The sequence below is a fragment of the Nonomuraea maritima genome, from assembly GCF_900100395.1.
GTDB classification, from domain to species: domain Bacteria; phylum Actinomycetota; class Actinomycetes; order Streptosporangiales; family Streptosporangiaceae; genus Nonomuraea; species Nonomuraea maritima.
Genome location: NZ_FNFB01000020.1, coordinates 1 through 12,641 on the forward strand (window position 1 = coordinate 1; position 12,641 = coordinate 12,641).

The 12,641-nt window shown below is 65.0% G+C and carries 20 protein-coding genes, 1 tRNA gene and 2 pseudogenes; 15 read left to right on the forward strand and 8 right to left on the reverse strand.

The features are described 5' to 3' along the window. The 3 genes from BLR04_RS26465 to BLR04_RS26475 form a co-directional block, all read left to right on the forward strand. On the forward strand, positions 1-304 hold a 304-nt coding region (locus BLR04_RS26465; RefSeq protein ID WP_143022210.1), incomplete at its 5' end, for a transposase. A 159-nt stretch (positions 305-463) separates the two neighbouring features. Next, positions 464-625, forward strand: a complete 162-nt coding sequence (locus BLR04_RS40890) for a hypothetical protein (RefSeq protein WP_176903293.1) — start codon at positions 464-466, stop codon at positions 623-625. A gap of 54 nt (positions 626-679) precedes the next feature. Then, entirely contained in the window at positions 680-1,057 is a 378-nt protein-coding gene (locus tag BLR04_RS26475; RefSeq protein ID WP_143022211.1) for a hypothetical protein, read from the forward strand. Between the two features lie 229 nt (positions 1,058-1,286). Here BLR04_RS26475 and BLR04_RS26480 read toward each other — a convergent pair whose 3' ends face one another. Further along, positions 1,287-1,883: a hypothetical protein gene (locus tag BLR04_RS26480; protein ID WP_090770219.1), complete on the reverse strand. Its 597-nt coding sequence runs from the start codon at positions 1,881-1,883 to the stop codon at positions 1,287-1,289. A gap of 124 nt (positions 1,884-2,007) precedes the next feature. Between BLR04_RS26480 and BLR04_RS39925 the strand changes: the two genes are divergently transcribed. The 4 genes from BLR04_RS39925 (at position 2,008) to BLR04_RS26495 (ending at position 4,148) form a co-directional block, all read left to right on the forward strand. After that, complete coding sequence (locus tag BLR04_RS39925) at positions 2,008-2,196, forward strand: hypothetical protein (protein WP_143022212.1); 189 nt, start codon at positions 2,008-2,010, stop codon at positions 2,194-2,196. Positions 2,197-2,517: 321 nt separating this feature from the next. After that, positions 2,518-3,042: an SMI1/KNR4 family protein gene (locus BLR04_RS26485; protein WP_245740556.1), complete on the forward strand. Its 525-nt coding sequence runs from the start codon at positions 2,518-2,520 to the stop codon at positions 3,040-3,042. 62 nt (positions 3,043-3,104) lie between these two features. Beyond that, positions 3,105-3,910, forward strand: a protein-coding gene (locus tag BLR04_RS26490) for an IS5 family transposase (protein WP_245740557.1) whose coding sequence is annotated in 2 segments (ribosomal slippage) — positions 3,105-3,450 and positions 3,450-3,910 — 807 coding nt in all. Because the reading frame shifts where the segments join, the coding sequence is not laid out codon by codon here. Positions 3,911-3,950: 40 nt separating this feature from the next. Then, positions 3,951-4,148, forward strand: coding sequence for a hypothetical protein (locus tag BLR04_RS26495; protein ID WP_090770223.1), 198 nt, complete (start codon positions 3,951-3,953; stop codon positions 4,146-4,148). A gap of 300 nt (positions 4,149-4,448) precedes the next feature. Here the strand turns inward: BLR04_RS26495 and BLR04_RS26500 are convergent, their stop codons facing one another. Continuing rightward, positions 4,449-4,727 (reverse strand): hypothetical protein, encoded by a 279-nt coding sequence (locus BLR04_RS26500; protein WP_090770225.1) that lies wholly within the window; start codon positions 4,725-4,727, stop codon positions 4,449-4,451. 353 nt (positions 4,728-5,080) lie between these two features. On the opposite strand from BLR04_RS26500, the gene BLR04_RS26505 reads away from it, so the two are divergent. Then, entirely contained in the window at positions 5,081-5,647 is a 567-nt protein-coding gene (locus tag BLR04_RS26505; protein WP_143022213.1) for a winged helix-turn-helix domain-containing protein, read from the forward strand. 19 nt (positions 5,648-5,666) lie between these two features. Continuing rightward, the gene (locus BLR04_RS40895) at positions 5,667-5,828 is read left to right on the forward strand and encodes a hypothetical protein (protein ID WP_176903294.1); all 162 of its coding nucleotides are present in this window, start codon (positions 5,667-5,669) and stop codon (positions 5,826-5,828) included. 353 nt (positions 5,829-6,181) lie between these two features. Here BLR04_RS40895 and BLR04_RS26510 read toward each other — a convergent pair whose 3' ends face one another. Beyond that, the gene (locus BLR04_RS26510; protein WP_090770229.1) at positions 6,182-6,715 is read right to left on the reverse strand and encodes a flavoprotein; all 534 of its coding nucleotides are present in this window, start codon (positions 6,713-6,715) and stop codon (positions 6,182-6,184) included. After that, the gene (locus tag BLR04_RS40900) at positions 6,712-7,479 is read right to left on the reverse strand and encodes an XRE family transcriptional regulator (RefSeq protein WP_176903295.1); all 768 of its coding nucleotides are present in this window, start codon (positions 7,477-7,479) and stop codon (positions 6,712-6,714) included. The genes BLR04_RS26510 and BLR04_RS40900 overlap by 4 nt, the downstream gene beginning before the upstream one ends. Before the next feature lie 66 nt (positions 7,480-7,545). Between BLR04_RS40900 and BLR04_RS42980 the strand changes: the two are divergent. Further along, positions 7,546-7,740, forward strand: a pseudogene (locus tag BLR04_RS42980) (site-specific integrase); the annotation flags it as partial. 35 nt (positions 7,741-7,775) lie between these two features. On the opposite strand, the gene BLR04_RS42985 reads toward BLR04_RS42980, so the two are convergent. After that, positions 7,776-8,027: a hypothetical protein gene (locus BLR04_RS42985; RefSeq protein ID WP_143022214.1), complete on the reverse strand. Its 252-nt coding sequence runs from the start codon at positions 8,025-8,027 to the stop codon at positions 7,776-7,778. A gap of 15 nt (positions 8,028-8,042) precedes the next feature. Between BLR04_RS42985 and BLR04_RS42835 the strand changes: the two are divergent. Together BLR04_RS42835 and BLR04_RS41945 are read left to right on the forward strand one after the other, a co-directional pair. After that, positions 8,043-8,405: pseudogene (locus tag BLR04_RS42835) on the forward strand (tyrosine-type recombinase/integrase); the annotation flags it as partial. 3 nt (positions 8,406-8,408) lie between these two features. Continuing rightward, complete coding sequence (locus BLR04_RS41945) at positions 8,409-8,555, forward strand: hypothetical protein (protein WP_245740561.1); 147 nt, start codon at positions 8,409-8,411, stop codon at positions 8,553-8,555. A gap of 311 nt (positions 8,556-8,866) precedes the next feature. On the opposite strand, the gene BLR04_RS26530 is transcribed toward BLR04_RS41945, so the two are convergent. From BLR04_RS26530 to BLR04_RS26540, 3 genes are all read right to left on the reverse strand, one after another. Beyond that, positions 8,867-9,199 (reverse strand): helix-turn-helix domain-containing protein, encoded by a 333-nt coding sequence (locus tag BLR04_RS26530; RefSeq protein WP_090770235.1) that lies wholly within the window; start codon positions 9,197-9,199, stop codon positions 8,867-8,869. A 5-nt stretch (positions 9,200-9,204) separates the two neighbouring features. Next, positions 9,205-9,579, reverse strand: a complete 375-nt coding sequence (locus BLR04_RS26535) for a type II toxin-antitoxin system RelE/ParE family toxin (RefSeq protein WP_218129173.1) — start codon at positions 9,577-9,579, stop codon at positions 9,205-9,207. Positions 9,580-10,017: 438 nt separating this feature from the next. Continuing rightward, positions 10,018-10,091, reverse strand: a tRNA-Gly gene (locus BLR04_RS26540). A 96-nt stretch (positions 10,092-10,187) separates the two neighbouring features. Here BLR04_RS26540 and dcd point away from each other — a divergent pair. The 3 genes from dcd to BLR04_RS26555 all read left to right on the forward strand — a co-directional run bounded on the left by dcd (position 10,188) and on the right by BLR04_RS26555 (position 12,640). After that, positions 10,188-10,763: a dCTP deaminase gene (dcd, locus tag BLR04_RS26545; RefSeq protein ID WP_176903296.1), complete on the forward strand. Its 576-nt coding sequence runs from the start codon at positions 10,188-10,190 to the stop codon at positions 10,761-10,763. 249 nt (positions 10,764-11,012) lie between these two features. Then, a complete protein-coding gene (locus BLR04_RS26550) occupies positions 11,013-11,630 on the forward strand; it encodes a DUF47 domain-containing protein (protein WP_090770239.1) in 618 nt (205 codons plus the stop codon). A 5-nt stretch (positions 11,631-11,635) separates the two neighbouring features. Then, positions 11,636-12,640 carry an inorganic phosphate transporter gene (locus BLR04_RS26555; RefSeq protein ID WP_090770241.1) on the forward strand — a complete coding sequence of 335 codons (1,005 nt, stop codon included), beginning with the start codon at positions 11,636-11,638 and terminating at the stop codon, positions 12,638-12,640. Position 12,641 lies beyond the last annotated feature (1 nt).

Below are 12,641 nucleotides of genomic sequence, written 5' to 3' on the forward strand. Positions count from 1 at the left end.
GGGCTACTCCAGCCGCAAGATCCGGCTCGACCTGCGCCGGCGCGGGATCAAGGCGGTCATCCCCGAACGACGGGACCAGATCGCCAACCGCAAGCGCAAAGGCAGCCGCGGAGGCCGCCCCCACGCCTTCGACGCGCTCACCTACAAGCAGCGCAACGTGGTCGAGCGCTGCATCGGCAAGCTCAAACAATGGCGTGCTATCGCCACCCGCTTCGACAAGCTGGCCAGCCGCTATCTGGCGGGTGTCACCATCGCCTCGCTCATGCTCTGGCTCCGGCACGCCGAATTATCAGACACGCCCTAGGGGGACGAAGCCGCGGCGATCGTCAGGGCTGTATCAGTCCGGCGGCGCGGCAACCTCAGGCGGAGCGTTCGGTCAGTACGGTGAGGTCGGCGTGCGGCGCCCGGTCCGGTGTCCCACCACCGCTCGGAACCGCCCCCCGCCGGAGGCTAGATTCTGCCCATGCCGGACTTCGACGCATGGGCGCGGCTTTCCTTGTGGGAGCAGGCCGATTCCTTGGTGGGTGACGCCACGATCGTGATCGACCGTCCCGCGGGCACGTCGCATCCGAAGGCGCCGAGGTTCATCTACCCGCTGGACTATGGCTTCACGCTAACGGCATGACGATCACGCGTTGACGGCTTGCTTCGGCGCTCCCGGCCGTGGTGCGCTTGCTTCGTGAGTCATGATCGCTTCCCTGGCCGGCTCTCCTTCCCCCTGCGTTTCCCGAACCGCCGTTTTCGGATCTGGAGCTACGTGCCCTCACATAGCGGGCTCGTTCTACGGACGGAGTTCGAGCCGGATACGCCGCACATTGAGTTGCTGTTCCGGGGAGTGCGCCAGATCAACCTTCCCGTAACGATGACGGACGGGCTCGTGGTGGACATCGAGCGCACGAACGGGGGCGATCCGGATGACGTGATCTTCCGTCTCGGAAACGACCACTTTTCCGGCCATGTGCTCGCTGACTACCTGTTCCTCGACCAGGAAGAACGATCAAGGTACAGCTCCTTCTCGCTCTTCCATGGCTACCTGCGAAGTGATTTCGAGCGTTGACTACACGCACCCCGCCCGCCTGATCACCCCGTCTGCCGTGTCGACCCGCCCGAAGGGGAAGCGGGCCAGGGCCACGGGGACAAGGTGGAGCCCCCAACTGGAGGAACGACCTTGGCTGTCGATGGTGGGCGGGATGATCAGGCTTCCACCTCCGCCACCTACGGCCCAGACAGTGAACGCGGCGATCATCCCGGAGCCGGAGCGCCCCCGCCGGAGGCATGCACTGCGTTCACTCCTCATCCCAGTTGTCGAGCACGATAACCGGTGCCTCTTCTACATCCAGCCATTCGCTTTCAAGGCGCATGCCGGTGGATGCCTCGATGAAAGCGAATGCCGCGCTGAGCTTGCCGCGGTAGTCCTCCGCGCCGAGGCTGTCGAGCAAGGGCAGGAAATCGGCCAGGATGTTGGGGTCGCCCTGCTGGATGCGGTGCTCGGCGAAGATGAAGGAGCCCATCCGCGCCTTGATCTCGCCGTCGGCTGCGTAGAGGATCATGTATCCCCCGAAGGTGTGCCAGGTCGTCATCCATACCCGTGATGTCCTGCTGAGTTCGACGAGTATGCGATCGGGTGTGGCGTAGCCGTAGCTGAACTCCAGGAAGCCGTGGGTGCCCTCGCCCTCGAAGGCGAAGAGCACCGGCTGGTCCTCCCTATACGCCTCCTCTGTGGGATATTCCATGGTGCGTTGTTGGGGATCGCGGCCTCCGTTCAGCCGTCGCAGGAGGTCGTCCACCGTGATCTCTTCATTGAGAGGCTGCACGACGGTCCAGCAGAGCGCGCCCTCTAACCACTGGTGCCGGTCGAAGAGACTGCGGTAATGATCGATCACGGTGCTGATTGTCGCGGAAGATGCCACGAGGCGGCGTGGCAACCGCGCTCGGCGCGTTCGGTCGGTGCGGCGGGGGCGACCCCCCCGGTGTGCCGCCGCCGTCCGTGACCGGCCCCCAGACCGCATGCCCGGACGACGGGCGGGCGGAGGGCCGGGGGTACGGCGGCGCGCCGCGCCGCCGCTTGATCGGCACGCTGTCCGGGGAGCCGACAAGCTGATCACTGGAGCCATCGACAAGCACCTCGTCGGGCACGAACGGGCACGCGACGAGGGCGACGACGGCCCACCTGGCCTGCTGGTCCCCACCGGCTGATCGCCAGCCCTGATGGCACGCAGAGATCAACAGCCCTGGAAAAGATCGAAGCCCAGGTACCGAATCCACCGGTCTACCTGGGCTTTCACGATGAGAGCGGGTGACGGGAATCGAACCCGCGCTGTCAGCTTGGGAAGCCTTTCAAGATCATGGCCTCTGAACAGGGGAAACGCTGACCTGGGCATACGTCTGTCGAGTGACCGCGAGTCTCCGTGACTCCCTGCTGATCGCTGCAGGAACGGGCACGCAACGGGCATGCACCTTCTAATCCGCACTCGCCGCTGCCTTATCTGCCTCTGAGCCGCACCCTAGACTGCGGCGGTGACCGGTGCTGACTTCACAATGCCCGCCGCGCTGATTGAGGCGCATGAAGTGGGCTTCGATTACAGAGACGGTGCCGGCGTGGACTTTGAGCCATACCCGCGGTTCCTGACCGCAGCCGAGACCGCGCAGTGGTGGCGGGCCTGGACGGGAAACCCCTCTCTCGATGGAGCCGAGTTTCGGGTGTTCGGGCAGGACGGTACTGGCGGTATGGCGGCGTTCTGGCTCGTCCGCAGCGGTGAGCCGCTCACGCATCAGCCGGTGGTGTTCCTCGACTCTGAGGGCAGGACTGGGCTCGTAGCCCGCAACCTGGACGGCTACCTATGGCTGATTGCGGCCGGATTCGGTCCGTTCGAAGCGATGATGTACCCGAGACATGAACATGAGCCGCGCGCTGACGCGCGACTGACACAGATCGCGGAACGCTGGGCACCGTCAGCACGCCAGTCCGCGGCCGAGGTGATAGACACCGCGCGGCAGGAGTTCCCGAACTTCGACGAGACGGTGGAGTCACTGTGTCGCTGAGGAACCTCTTGTCACCCTGGCTAAGACCGTGTCTTATTTGGTGATCGCTCGTTAGACCAGGCGTGACGACGTTCGCAGACCGGCTGGTCCCTGACGAGTTGTGGGAGCTGTTCCAACGCGTGGTGCCGGCCTCGCCGACCCGTCCGCAGGGTGGTGGCCGGCGACGGGCTGATGACCGCCTGATCCTGGCGGCCATCGTATTCGTGGCCACCACAGGCTGCACCTGGCGGCAGCTCCCGCCCATCTTCGGGGCCTCCTGGCAGACCGTGCACCGCCGCTTCGCCGAGTGGAGCGCCGCCCGGGTGTGGGCCAAGCTGTACCGGATCATGCTGGACGAACTCGGAGCCCGTGGAGAACTGGACTGGTCACGGTGCGCGATCGACTCCGTCAGCGTCCGGGCCGCCAAAGGGGGGACCTGACAGGTCCGAATCCTGTCGACCGCGGCAAGAAAGGCTCGAAGATCCATATCATCACCGAGCGAACTGGCTTGCCCATCTCTGTCGCGATCAGCGCGGCCAACACCCATGACAGCAAGGCCCTGGAGCCACTCGTACACGGCATCCCGCCGATCCGTTCCCGTCGCGGGCCACGCCGCCGCCGGCCCGGCAAGCTTCACGGCGACAAGGGCTACGACTATCCGCACCTGCGGGCCTTCCTCCGCAGCCGCGGCATCGTGCCCAGTATCGCCCGTCGTGGAATCGAGTCCAGCCAGCGCCTGGGCCGTCACCGCTGGGTGGTCGAGCGGACGTTCTCATGGCTGGCCGGCACCCGCCGATTACACCGCCGCTACGAACGCCGATCCGACCACTTCGGTTCCTTCGTCGCGATCGCCGCAGCTCTCATTTGCTACCGCCGACTCGCCAAATGAGACGACGTCTAATGGCACGTAACGGCACGACGATCAACGCATGTATCAAACCGAGTCGATCGACTTCGACGTCGATCTCAGAGAGTTGCAGGGGCAGGAGCGGTTGGACGTCCTCGTGGACTTCTTCTGCCTGCTCGGACGGCGTGTCGGGAGGTCCGTGTTGATGAGTGCGGAGGGATCTCCCGACCATCCGGATCTCGGGTTCGATATCGACGCTGACCGGGTGATACTGATGTAGATCCGATTGATCCGAGCGGGTAGCAACTGTTGAGAGGATTGATCGAAAGCCAGATCGGGAACCCATCACTGACCTGGCTTTTCGCACTGAGAGCGGGTGACGGGAATCGAACCCGCGCTGTCAGCTTGGGAACTGCACGGATCGCGGCACGTGAGGGCTCTGAACTGGGCGGAAACCCGGTCGCGAGTGACCGTGATTGACCCCTCGTTCCCCTGGCTAATTGCACGATAATTGCACGACGATCACGCGGCTGACCTGTGTGCTCTTCGGTCGACTTGGGAAGCGCTCGCTGCGATTTGACTACGCCTGCCGACGAAGGAAGGCCATCGGAACGCAGGTCAATGTGGTGATAACCATCAGCGCCGGGCACGGTAGTGCGTCGATTCGAATGTTCATCTCTGGCTGGTAGGTACTCATGTACCACTCGTCCAACGCAGCCAGGAACCAGGCGGTTGCTGGCCACAAGAGATAGTGGGAGCGCCGCTGCGTGCGCCGAAACGCCAAGAACAAGGCCACGAAGGCGACTCCGCCCAGCGTTAGAGGGATGGTCTGATACAGCATTCCGATCAGGTCGGCCACGTGAAGACCTCGGTACGTAGGGTGTGAAGCTCCGCCACTATAGGTTTGTTGCAGTACCGCGCGCACCCGTGACCAGCGCCATACGGCCGCGACGCCTGAGATGCAGGTTCGAGCTTGCGTAGGCTGAGCCGACGGTTTTACAGCGGGTCGAGGTTCCTAACTGCATCAGGTCCCCGACCTTCGGGTACGACTCTCGCTTGCCCGCGACCGGAGAAGATCATCCCGCGTATATCCCGCGAGGCAGCGGCAGGCACGATCATCCCTTCATGCCACCACTCGACGCCACCGACGCGTAATTTCAAGATCCAGTAGACGTCTTGAGCATCTCACCCGCTGGTCCTACCGTCGTGGCCATGCGACAGATTGATGACCCGGACGTGCTCAAGGTCATGACCAGCCCGTTTCGGATGAAGCTCTACAACCTCCTCTTCCAGATCGGCCCGGTCACGGTGAGCGAGCTCGCCAGACGGATGGATGCCGACCCCGGCCAGGTCAGCTATCACCTGCGGCAGATGCAGGAACATGACTTGATCGAGGATGTGCCGGAGCTCGCTCGCGACAGCCGGGAACGCTGGGTGCGGGCGGCCATGGGCGGGTTGGCAGTGACGGGCCTGGAAACCCCGGAAGAAAGAGCCGTGGTGCGGGCGTGGACTTCACAGTGGGTGATCGACCAGTTCGAGCGGCTGCGCGACTGGGAACGCACTCATAGGACGTTTCCCGAGGACTGGCAGAACGTGGCCTTCGGAAGCAGCCGCCACCTACGGCTCACCAGCGACGAGCTCGCGCAGCTCCGTGACCAGCTCAATGCCGTGCTGGAGCCGTGGCGCGAGCTGACCAGGTCGCGCGTCGAATCGAGCGAGACTCCGGCGGACACCCGCCCGGTCTTCCTCTTCTACCACGCATTCCCCCAGGACCCCTGAGGAGCCTTCCATGCATCACATGTATGAAGAGCTCGTTCGTGCGGACCTGGCTGAGCAGCGAGCCGAGGCCGCACGGCTACGCATGATCCCGCAGCGCTCGCGCCAGCCTGTCCTTCCCCGGATACGCGGCAAGTTCGCGATCACGCTCCGCTGCCTCGCCGACCACCTCGAACCTGCGTGACAATCCCGGAACCTGAGCGCCCCAGCCAAAGGCTCCGTTCCAGGCGGTACAAGGCAGGGGTGGTCAACCACGTTCCCCGGTGAGCCAGGGTGAGGAACGAACCCTGGATCGTCGATCGCCCCAAGCACGGACGGCGTCCAGCCATGCAGTGGCGATCGTAGGGCGGCATCCGTGCGGCGGCGCGGCAACCCTGGTCGGTGCGTTCGGTTGGTACGGCGGGGCCGGCGTGCGGTGCCCGGCCCGGTGTCCCGCCGCCGTCCGGGACCGGCCCCCAGACCGCACGCCCGGACGGCGGGCGGGCAGAGGGCCGGAGGTACGGCGGCGCGCCGCGCCGCCGCTTGATCCATAAGAGATTAATTCGGCAAGTTCTCCAAGGTCAGCGACCACGGGTAGTTCTCGATGCGTTCTGCTCCGGAGCTTGGCGGGTGTGGCTCGAACTGGCCGGGGCCAAGCAGGACGCGTACGCCTTCGGCGCGAAGCTGGTCGATGCTGCGTTGAAAGGGGGCACGTGCAGCCAGGGCGGTGTTGACGAACGGCAGGATGACGACGGGGATGCCGAGTCCTGGGGCTTCGGAGAGGACGCCGAGTGCGTAGGTGTCGGTGATGCCTTGGGCGAACTTGTTGATCGTGTTGTACGTGGCCGGGGCGACGATGATGGCGTCGGCACGGGGTGATCTGGGCTCGTGCGGTTTGCGGTACTGGCTGCGGACGGGGCGACCGGTCTGCTTCTCCAGTTCGGCAATGTCGATGAAGTCGAGTGCTGACGGGGTGGCGATGATCTGTACGGTCCAGCCGGCGTCTTGGGCGAGGGTGACGAGGCGCCCGACATCGGGGGCCGGTCCTGCGGCGCAGACGATGATGTACAGGACTTCGCCGGGTTGGGTCACGCGATGACTCCCAGGGTTGCCGCGTAGTCGCGGGCTTCGCGGCGGACGCTGATCGGGGCTGTTGCCAGGATGTCACGTACCAGCCGGAGGGCCGCGGGGCGGCCGGCGATTTCTTCTGGGGCGATCTCGCCTGCGGCGCGCAGAACGTGAAGGGCCTTGTCGTGTCGGTTCCACATGAGGAAGGCGCGGGAGGTGTCGAGGAGCAGGGTGGCCTTGCGTTCGTTGATGGGCAACTGCTCCAGGTCGACTTGGCGGGCGTAGTCGATGGCGGTGCCCGCGTCGCCGAACCGCAGGGCGACGTTGACTCGGTGGCACAGAACGTTGTTGGGGCCGAACGCGGTCCACATGTGGTTGGCGTCCTGGCCGAGCCGCCTACCTGCCTCGGCTGCCTCGTCCAAAAGTTCGGCAGTGCTGTGACGGCTACCTGTGTCGGCGGCTGCGATGGCTCCCAAAGCAGCAGAGATCCGTAGATCGAGAAGATCATCGGGGGTGGGCTCGGTGAGGTCGGCTGCCATGCGTTCGGCTGCGCTGCGGGCCGCGCCCGTGGCTGCGTAGTGGTGACCGCCGTCCATCAGGGCGTGGGTGATGATGCGGGAGCTTGAGCCGATCATGAGTGGGCTCTGGCTGGCGTGTGCTGCCTGGACGCTGCGATCGGCTGCCAGCCAGGCGAGGCCCTTGTCTTCCTGCTTGAGCAGGATGGAGGCCGTGACGTGGTATGCCTCGGCGGACAAGGCATGTGCCCGTAGACACTCGTCACCCTCCATGAAGGCGCACGCGGCACGGAGCATCCGGGCCCTGACGGCACGGACCGGGCCGCGCCGAACACCTTCCCGACCAAGAAGGAGGCGGACATTTGGCTGACCAAGAAAGAGGCCGAGCTGCTGGCCGGCAACTGGCTGAACCCGGACCTCGGCAAGGTGAGCCTCAAGGAATACGGCGCCGCCTGGATCGATGAGCGTCCGGGCCTGCGTCCCAAGACGGTACAGCTCTATGAGGGCCTGTACCGCCTCCACCTCGTTCCGGGTCTCGGCCACTACGCCGTGAGCGAGGTCAAGGTGGCTCACATCCGTAAGTGGCGCAAGGAACGTCTGGACAGCGGCATCGGCGCGGTCACCATGGCCAAGGCGTACCGCCTGCTGAAGGCGATCTTCGCCACGGCGGTGGAGGACGGGCTGATCAAGTCCAATTCCTGCACCATCAAGAACGCGGGCAAGGAGGACTCACCCGAACGGCCCGTCCTGACCATGAAGCAGGTCTTCACTCTCGCCGACGCCATCGAGCCGCGGTTCCGGATACTGATCCTGCTGGCCACGTTCGCGAGCCTGCGATGGGGCGAACTGGCGGCACTGCAACGGAAGAACGTGGACCTGGAGTCGTGGATCCGCGTCGTCGGATCCACGACCGAGCTCAGGGACGGCTCGGCCCGCCCAAGTCCGAGGCGGGCAAGCGCCTCGTCAGCATCCCTGCCACGCTTCTGCCCGATCTCAAAGCGCACGTGGAGACGTACGCAGAGAACGGCGAGCACGGACACGTCTTCATCGGCCCCAAGGGCGCCAAGCTCCGGCGCGCGAATTTCACCCGCGTCTGGACGGCGGCGCTCAAGAAAGCGAAGCTCAGCGGCTTTCACTTCCATGATCTCCGTCACACCGGAAACACCCTCGCCGCACAATCCGGCGCTACTCTCCGGAACCTGATGACCCGCATGGGGCACTCGTCCACCCGAGCCGCGTTGATCTATCAGCACACCGCGATCGAGCGCGACCGGGCCATCGCCGACGACCTCGGCAAGCTGGCTGAGGAGGCCATGAAGAACCAAGACCCCGAGAGATCGGGCACGTAACGGGCACGGAAGATCGACAAGCGCGTGATAAACGATCAAGGCCAGGTCGGGAATCCACCCCTGACCTGGCTTTTCGTACGTGGCGCGGGTGACGGCAATCGAACCCGCGCTGTCAGCTTGGGAATTGCAGGGATCTTGGCTCGTAGACGCGTCGACCTGGAGCTGAGGCCGATCGTGAGCGACCGTGGTCGACCCCTCGTCACCGCCTTGATGGCACGCTAATGGCACGACGATCAACCCGTGAGCTGGTGTTTCCTGCGCGACGCGCGGTTGCGTCGCCCGCCTGGCTCGGTGCCGCAGCACCTCCTCGCTTACGCGGCGGTGATGGCCCGAAATTCCACTGGCACGGAGACGTCACCATGCATCACCACATCGATTTCCAACGCCGCTGCCAACCGCACCATCAGTGGAATCGTCGGCATGTGCGCCCCACCCTCCAAGCGGGAGACTTGCGGCTGCGTCATGCCCGCCCGCTCGGCCAGCTCCACCTGCGACAGGCCCAGCTCAATTCGACGACGGTAGACAGCCGCGCCAAGTTCCTGCCCCAGGCGTGCCTCCTCCACCATCGCGGCATACTCAGGGCTTACCGCCTCACCAGCAAGCCGCCTGGCCTTGATCGTCTTCCACTTGCTGTGCCCGGCCATTCCCTTCAGCCCCTTCCCTCATAGAGCCGATGCGCGGCACCGTGCTCCAAGCCGCCGGCCATACACTCAGCCATCACCTTGCGGGCGCGCTCCACATCCCGCGGCTGCCTGTCTCGCGTCTTGTAGAAGGCAGTCAGCAAGACCGCCCGGCGCCCCTCAGCGAGCCAATAGGTGAGGCGCACGGAGTGACGTGAGATGTCGAAGCGCAACTCCCACAATCCGTCCCCCAAGTCTCGAGCATGACCGTACGGCATTCGGTCGCCGAACTCAGCGAGCCGTTCGACGGCGGCCTCGACAGCGGCGTGGTCCCGGTCGGACAGAGTGTCCAGCCAAGCCTCCACCGCTGGCTCCAGCTCGATGTCGTACAGCTCTTGCCTCATGCACCCAGTCTATATGCCATGCTTTGCATATCGCAGGTCTCCGCAGGGACACGGTAACCGTATGAGATGACGTGCCATAGAGGTCAACGACTCCGGCTCTGTTCTGTGGGCAACGACGAGTGCGGCGGCATCCAAGAGTTGTCACCCCGACATAACGTCGGCATCGATCTTGCATCGGCCGCTCTTCTTCAACCAGTCAGATCAGCGCTGAGGGCGGCAATCTTGCTACGACCCGATCCAAAGGCCCGGAAGGGACATTTCGAGCGATCAGCGAGGCTCGCTCGGGGCGGGCATCAGCCAGCTCACCGTGTAACCAGGCATTGGGCGGGGTTTTCAGGGGGTCGAAGGGGGCGGAGCCCCCTGGGAGGCACAGGCTGGAACACTCGTGCGCGAAGCGCCCCAAGTGGAAGGCCATGCAGTGAGGCCCAGGGAAAGGATTGGAGCGGGTGACGGGAATCGAACCCGCGCTGTCAGCTTGGGAAGCTGATGTTCTGCCATTGAACTACACCCGCATGCGGCGCAGCCGCTCCACTACTGTAGCGGAAAGTTGGGCCGCTTCGGCAATCCCGAGCCCGCACCATCTCGAGCCGGGCGGTAAGTTGCTCACCGTGTTGCTATCTGACCGTGACATCCTGGCCGAGATCGAGGCCGGACGGCTCGCGCTTGATCCTTTTGATCTCGAGATGATCCAGCCGTCCAGCATCGACGTACGGCTCGACCGGTTCTTCCGGGTGTTCGAGAACCATCGCTACCCGCACATCGACCCCGCCGAGGAGCAGCCGGATCTGACGCGGTTGGTCGAGCCCAGGGGTGACGAGCCGTTCATCCTGCACCCGGGCGAGTTCGTGCTGGCCTCCACGTACGAGGTCGTCTCGCTGCCCGACGACCTGGCTTCGCGGCTGGAGGGCAAGAGTTCGCTCGGCCGGCTGGGGCTGCTGACGCATTCGACGGCGGGGTTCATCGATCCGGGGTTCAGCGGGCACGTGACGCTGGAGCTGTCGAACGTGGCGACGTTGCCGATCAAGCTGTGGCCGGGGATGAAGATCGGGCAGTTGTGCGTGTTCCGGCTCAGTTCGCCCGCCGAGTCGCCGTACGGGTCCAGCAAGTACGGCTCGCGCTACCAGAATCAGCGGGGTCCGACCCCGTCGCGGTCGTTCCGGAACTTCCATCGGACGAAGGTCTGACGGAGATGAACATCAGGTGAACAGTTGGGGAACGTCCCCGCAATCATGTCTCGATCGCGCCGCCCGACACGTCTGCCGTGAAGGATGACCAAGGGCTCAAACTGCTGAAAAGCCCTACAAGTACGTAGGTACACGGTGTCGTACAACATACGTCGGGTAGCCATTAGGCGAACGGGATGTGAAGTTCGCATTTCGCCTGGTAGGCCATACCCTCTTCCACGGACCATCCCCGCACATCTGGAGAACGACGTGCGCCTGCGTCTCACGCCACGTGAGGACAGCTACTACGACCTGTTCGCCGACTCGGCGAACAACTTGGTCACGGCATCCCGCCTGCTGGTGGAGATCATCAGTGACGGCTCGGACCGGGAAGCCCTGGCCGAGAAGATGCGCGCCTGCGAGCACGCCGGCGACGAACGCACTCACGCCATCATGAACCGGCTCAACGAGAGCTTCATCACCCCGTTCGACCGCGAGGACATCTACCGTCTCGCCTCGAACCTCGATGACGTGATGGACGCCATGGAGGCCGCCTCCGACCTCATCGTCCTCTACCAGCTCGACCACCTGCCGAAGGACGTCGTCCGCCAGGTCGAGGTGCTGGAGCGGGCCGCCGAGCTGACCGCCGAGGCCATGCCGCGGCTGCGCTCGATGAAGAACCTCAACGAGTACTGGATCGAGGTCAACCGCCTCGAGAACCAGGCCGACCAGGTGTACCGCAGGCTGCTGGCCAAGCTGTTCAGCGGCGAGTACGACGCGCTCACGGTGATGAAGATGAAGGAGGTCGTCGACGCTCTCGAGCAGGCGGCCGACGCCTTCGAGCACGTCGCCAACACGGTCGAGTCAATCGCGGTCAAGGAGAGCTAGGGCTCGTGAACCTCACGCTCGCCCTGGTCATCGGCGTGGTCGTCGTCGCGCTCGTCTTCGACTACACCAATGGCTTCCACGACGCGGCGAACGCCATCGCGACCTCCGTCTCGACCCGGGCCCTGACCCCCAGAGCCGCGCTGTTCATGGCGGCTGCCATGAACTTCATCGGCGCCCATCTCGGCACCCAGGTGGCCCAGACCGTCGGCAGCGGCATCATCGACGCCCCCAAGGGCTCACACGGTCTGGTGATCGTCGCCGCCGCGCTGATCGGCGCGATCGTCTGGAACCTCATCACCTGGTACTTCGGACTGCCGTCCTCCTCCAGTCACGCGCTCATCGGAGGCCTGGTGGGCTCCGCGCTGGCGTCGGCCAGTGTCGTTCACTGGGACGGCGTGATCGAGAAGGTCGTCATCCCGATGATCCTGTCGCCGCTGATCGGGTTCACGCTCGCGGCACTGATCATGATCGCAATCTATTGGATCTTCCGCAACAGCCAGCCGGGAAAGACCAACCGCGGGTTCCGGTACGCGCAGACGGTCTCGGCCGCGGCCATGGCGCTCGGTCACGGCCTCCAGGACGCCCAGAAGACGATGGGCGTCATCTTCCTGGCTCTCGTGGTCGGCGGCTTGGCCGACCCGTCCGACCCCATCCCGCAGTGGGTGATCGTGGCCGCCGCCGCGGCCATCTCCCTCGGCACGTACGCGGGCGGCTGGCGCATCATGCGAACGCTGGGCCGGCGCATCATCGCCCTGGACCCGCCGCAGGGCTTCGCCGCCGAGGCGGCCGCGGCGAGCGTGCTGTACGGGGCGGCCATCGGCTTCGGCGCCCCCATCTCCACCACGCACACGATCACCTCGGCCATCATGGGCGTGGGCGCCACCAAGCGGCTCAGCGCCGTGCGGTGGGGCGTGGCCGGCAACATCGTGACCGCGTGGGTCCTCACCATCCCGGCCGCCGCCCTCGTGGCCTCGATCTCGTACTTCATCCTGCACGCGATCGTGGAGTGAC

Excerpts from the sequence above, each read along its gene's own strand:
- BLR04_RS39925 (WP_143022212.1), top strand. The coding sequence starts at position 2,008 with ATGCCCGGACGACGGGCGGGCGGAGGGCCGGGGGTACGGCGGCGCGCC.
- BLR04_RS26535 (WP_218129173.1), bottom strand. The coding sequence starts at position 9,579 with ATGAGGCAAGAGCTGTACGACATCGAGCTGGAGCCAGCGGTGGAGGCT.
- BLR04_RS26495 (WP_090770223.1), top strand. The coding sequence starts at position 3,951 with ATGTATCAAACCGAGTCGATCGACTTCGACGTCGATCTCAGAGAGTTG.
- BLR04_RS40900 (WP_176903295.1), bottom strand. The coding sequence starts at position 7,479 with ATGGAGGGTGACGAGTGTCTACGGGCACATGCCTTGTCCGCCGAGGCA.
- BLR04_RS26530 (WP_090770235.1), bottom strand. The coding sequence starts at position 9,199 with ATGGCCGGGCACAGCAAGTGGAAGACGATCAAGGCCAGGCGGCTTGCT.
- BLR04_RS41945 (WP_245740561.1), top strand. The coding sequence starts at position 8,409 with ATGACCCGCATGGGGCACTCGTCCACCCGAGCCGCGTTGATCTATCAG.
- BLR04_RS40890 (WP_176903293.1), top strand. The coding sequence starts at position 464 with ATGCCGGACTTCGACGCATGGGCGCGGCTTTCCTTGTGGGAGCAGGCC.
- BLR04_RS26505 (WP_143022213.1), top strand. The coding sequence starts at position 5,081 with ATGCGACAGATTGATGACCCGGACGTGCTCAAGGTCATGACCAGCCCG.
- BLR04_RS40895 (WP_176903294.1), top strand. The coding sequence starts at position 5,667 with ATGTATGAAGAGCTCGTTCGTGCGGACCTGGCTGAGCAGCGAGCCGAG.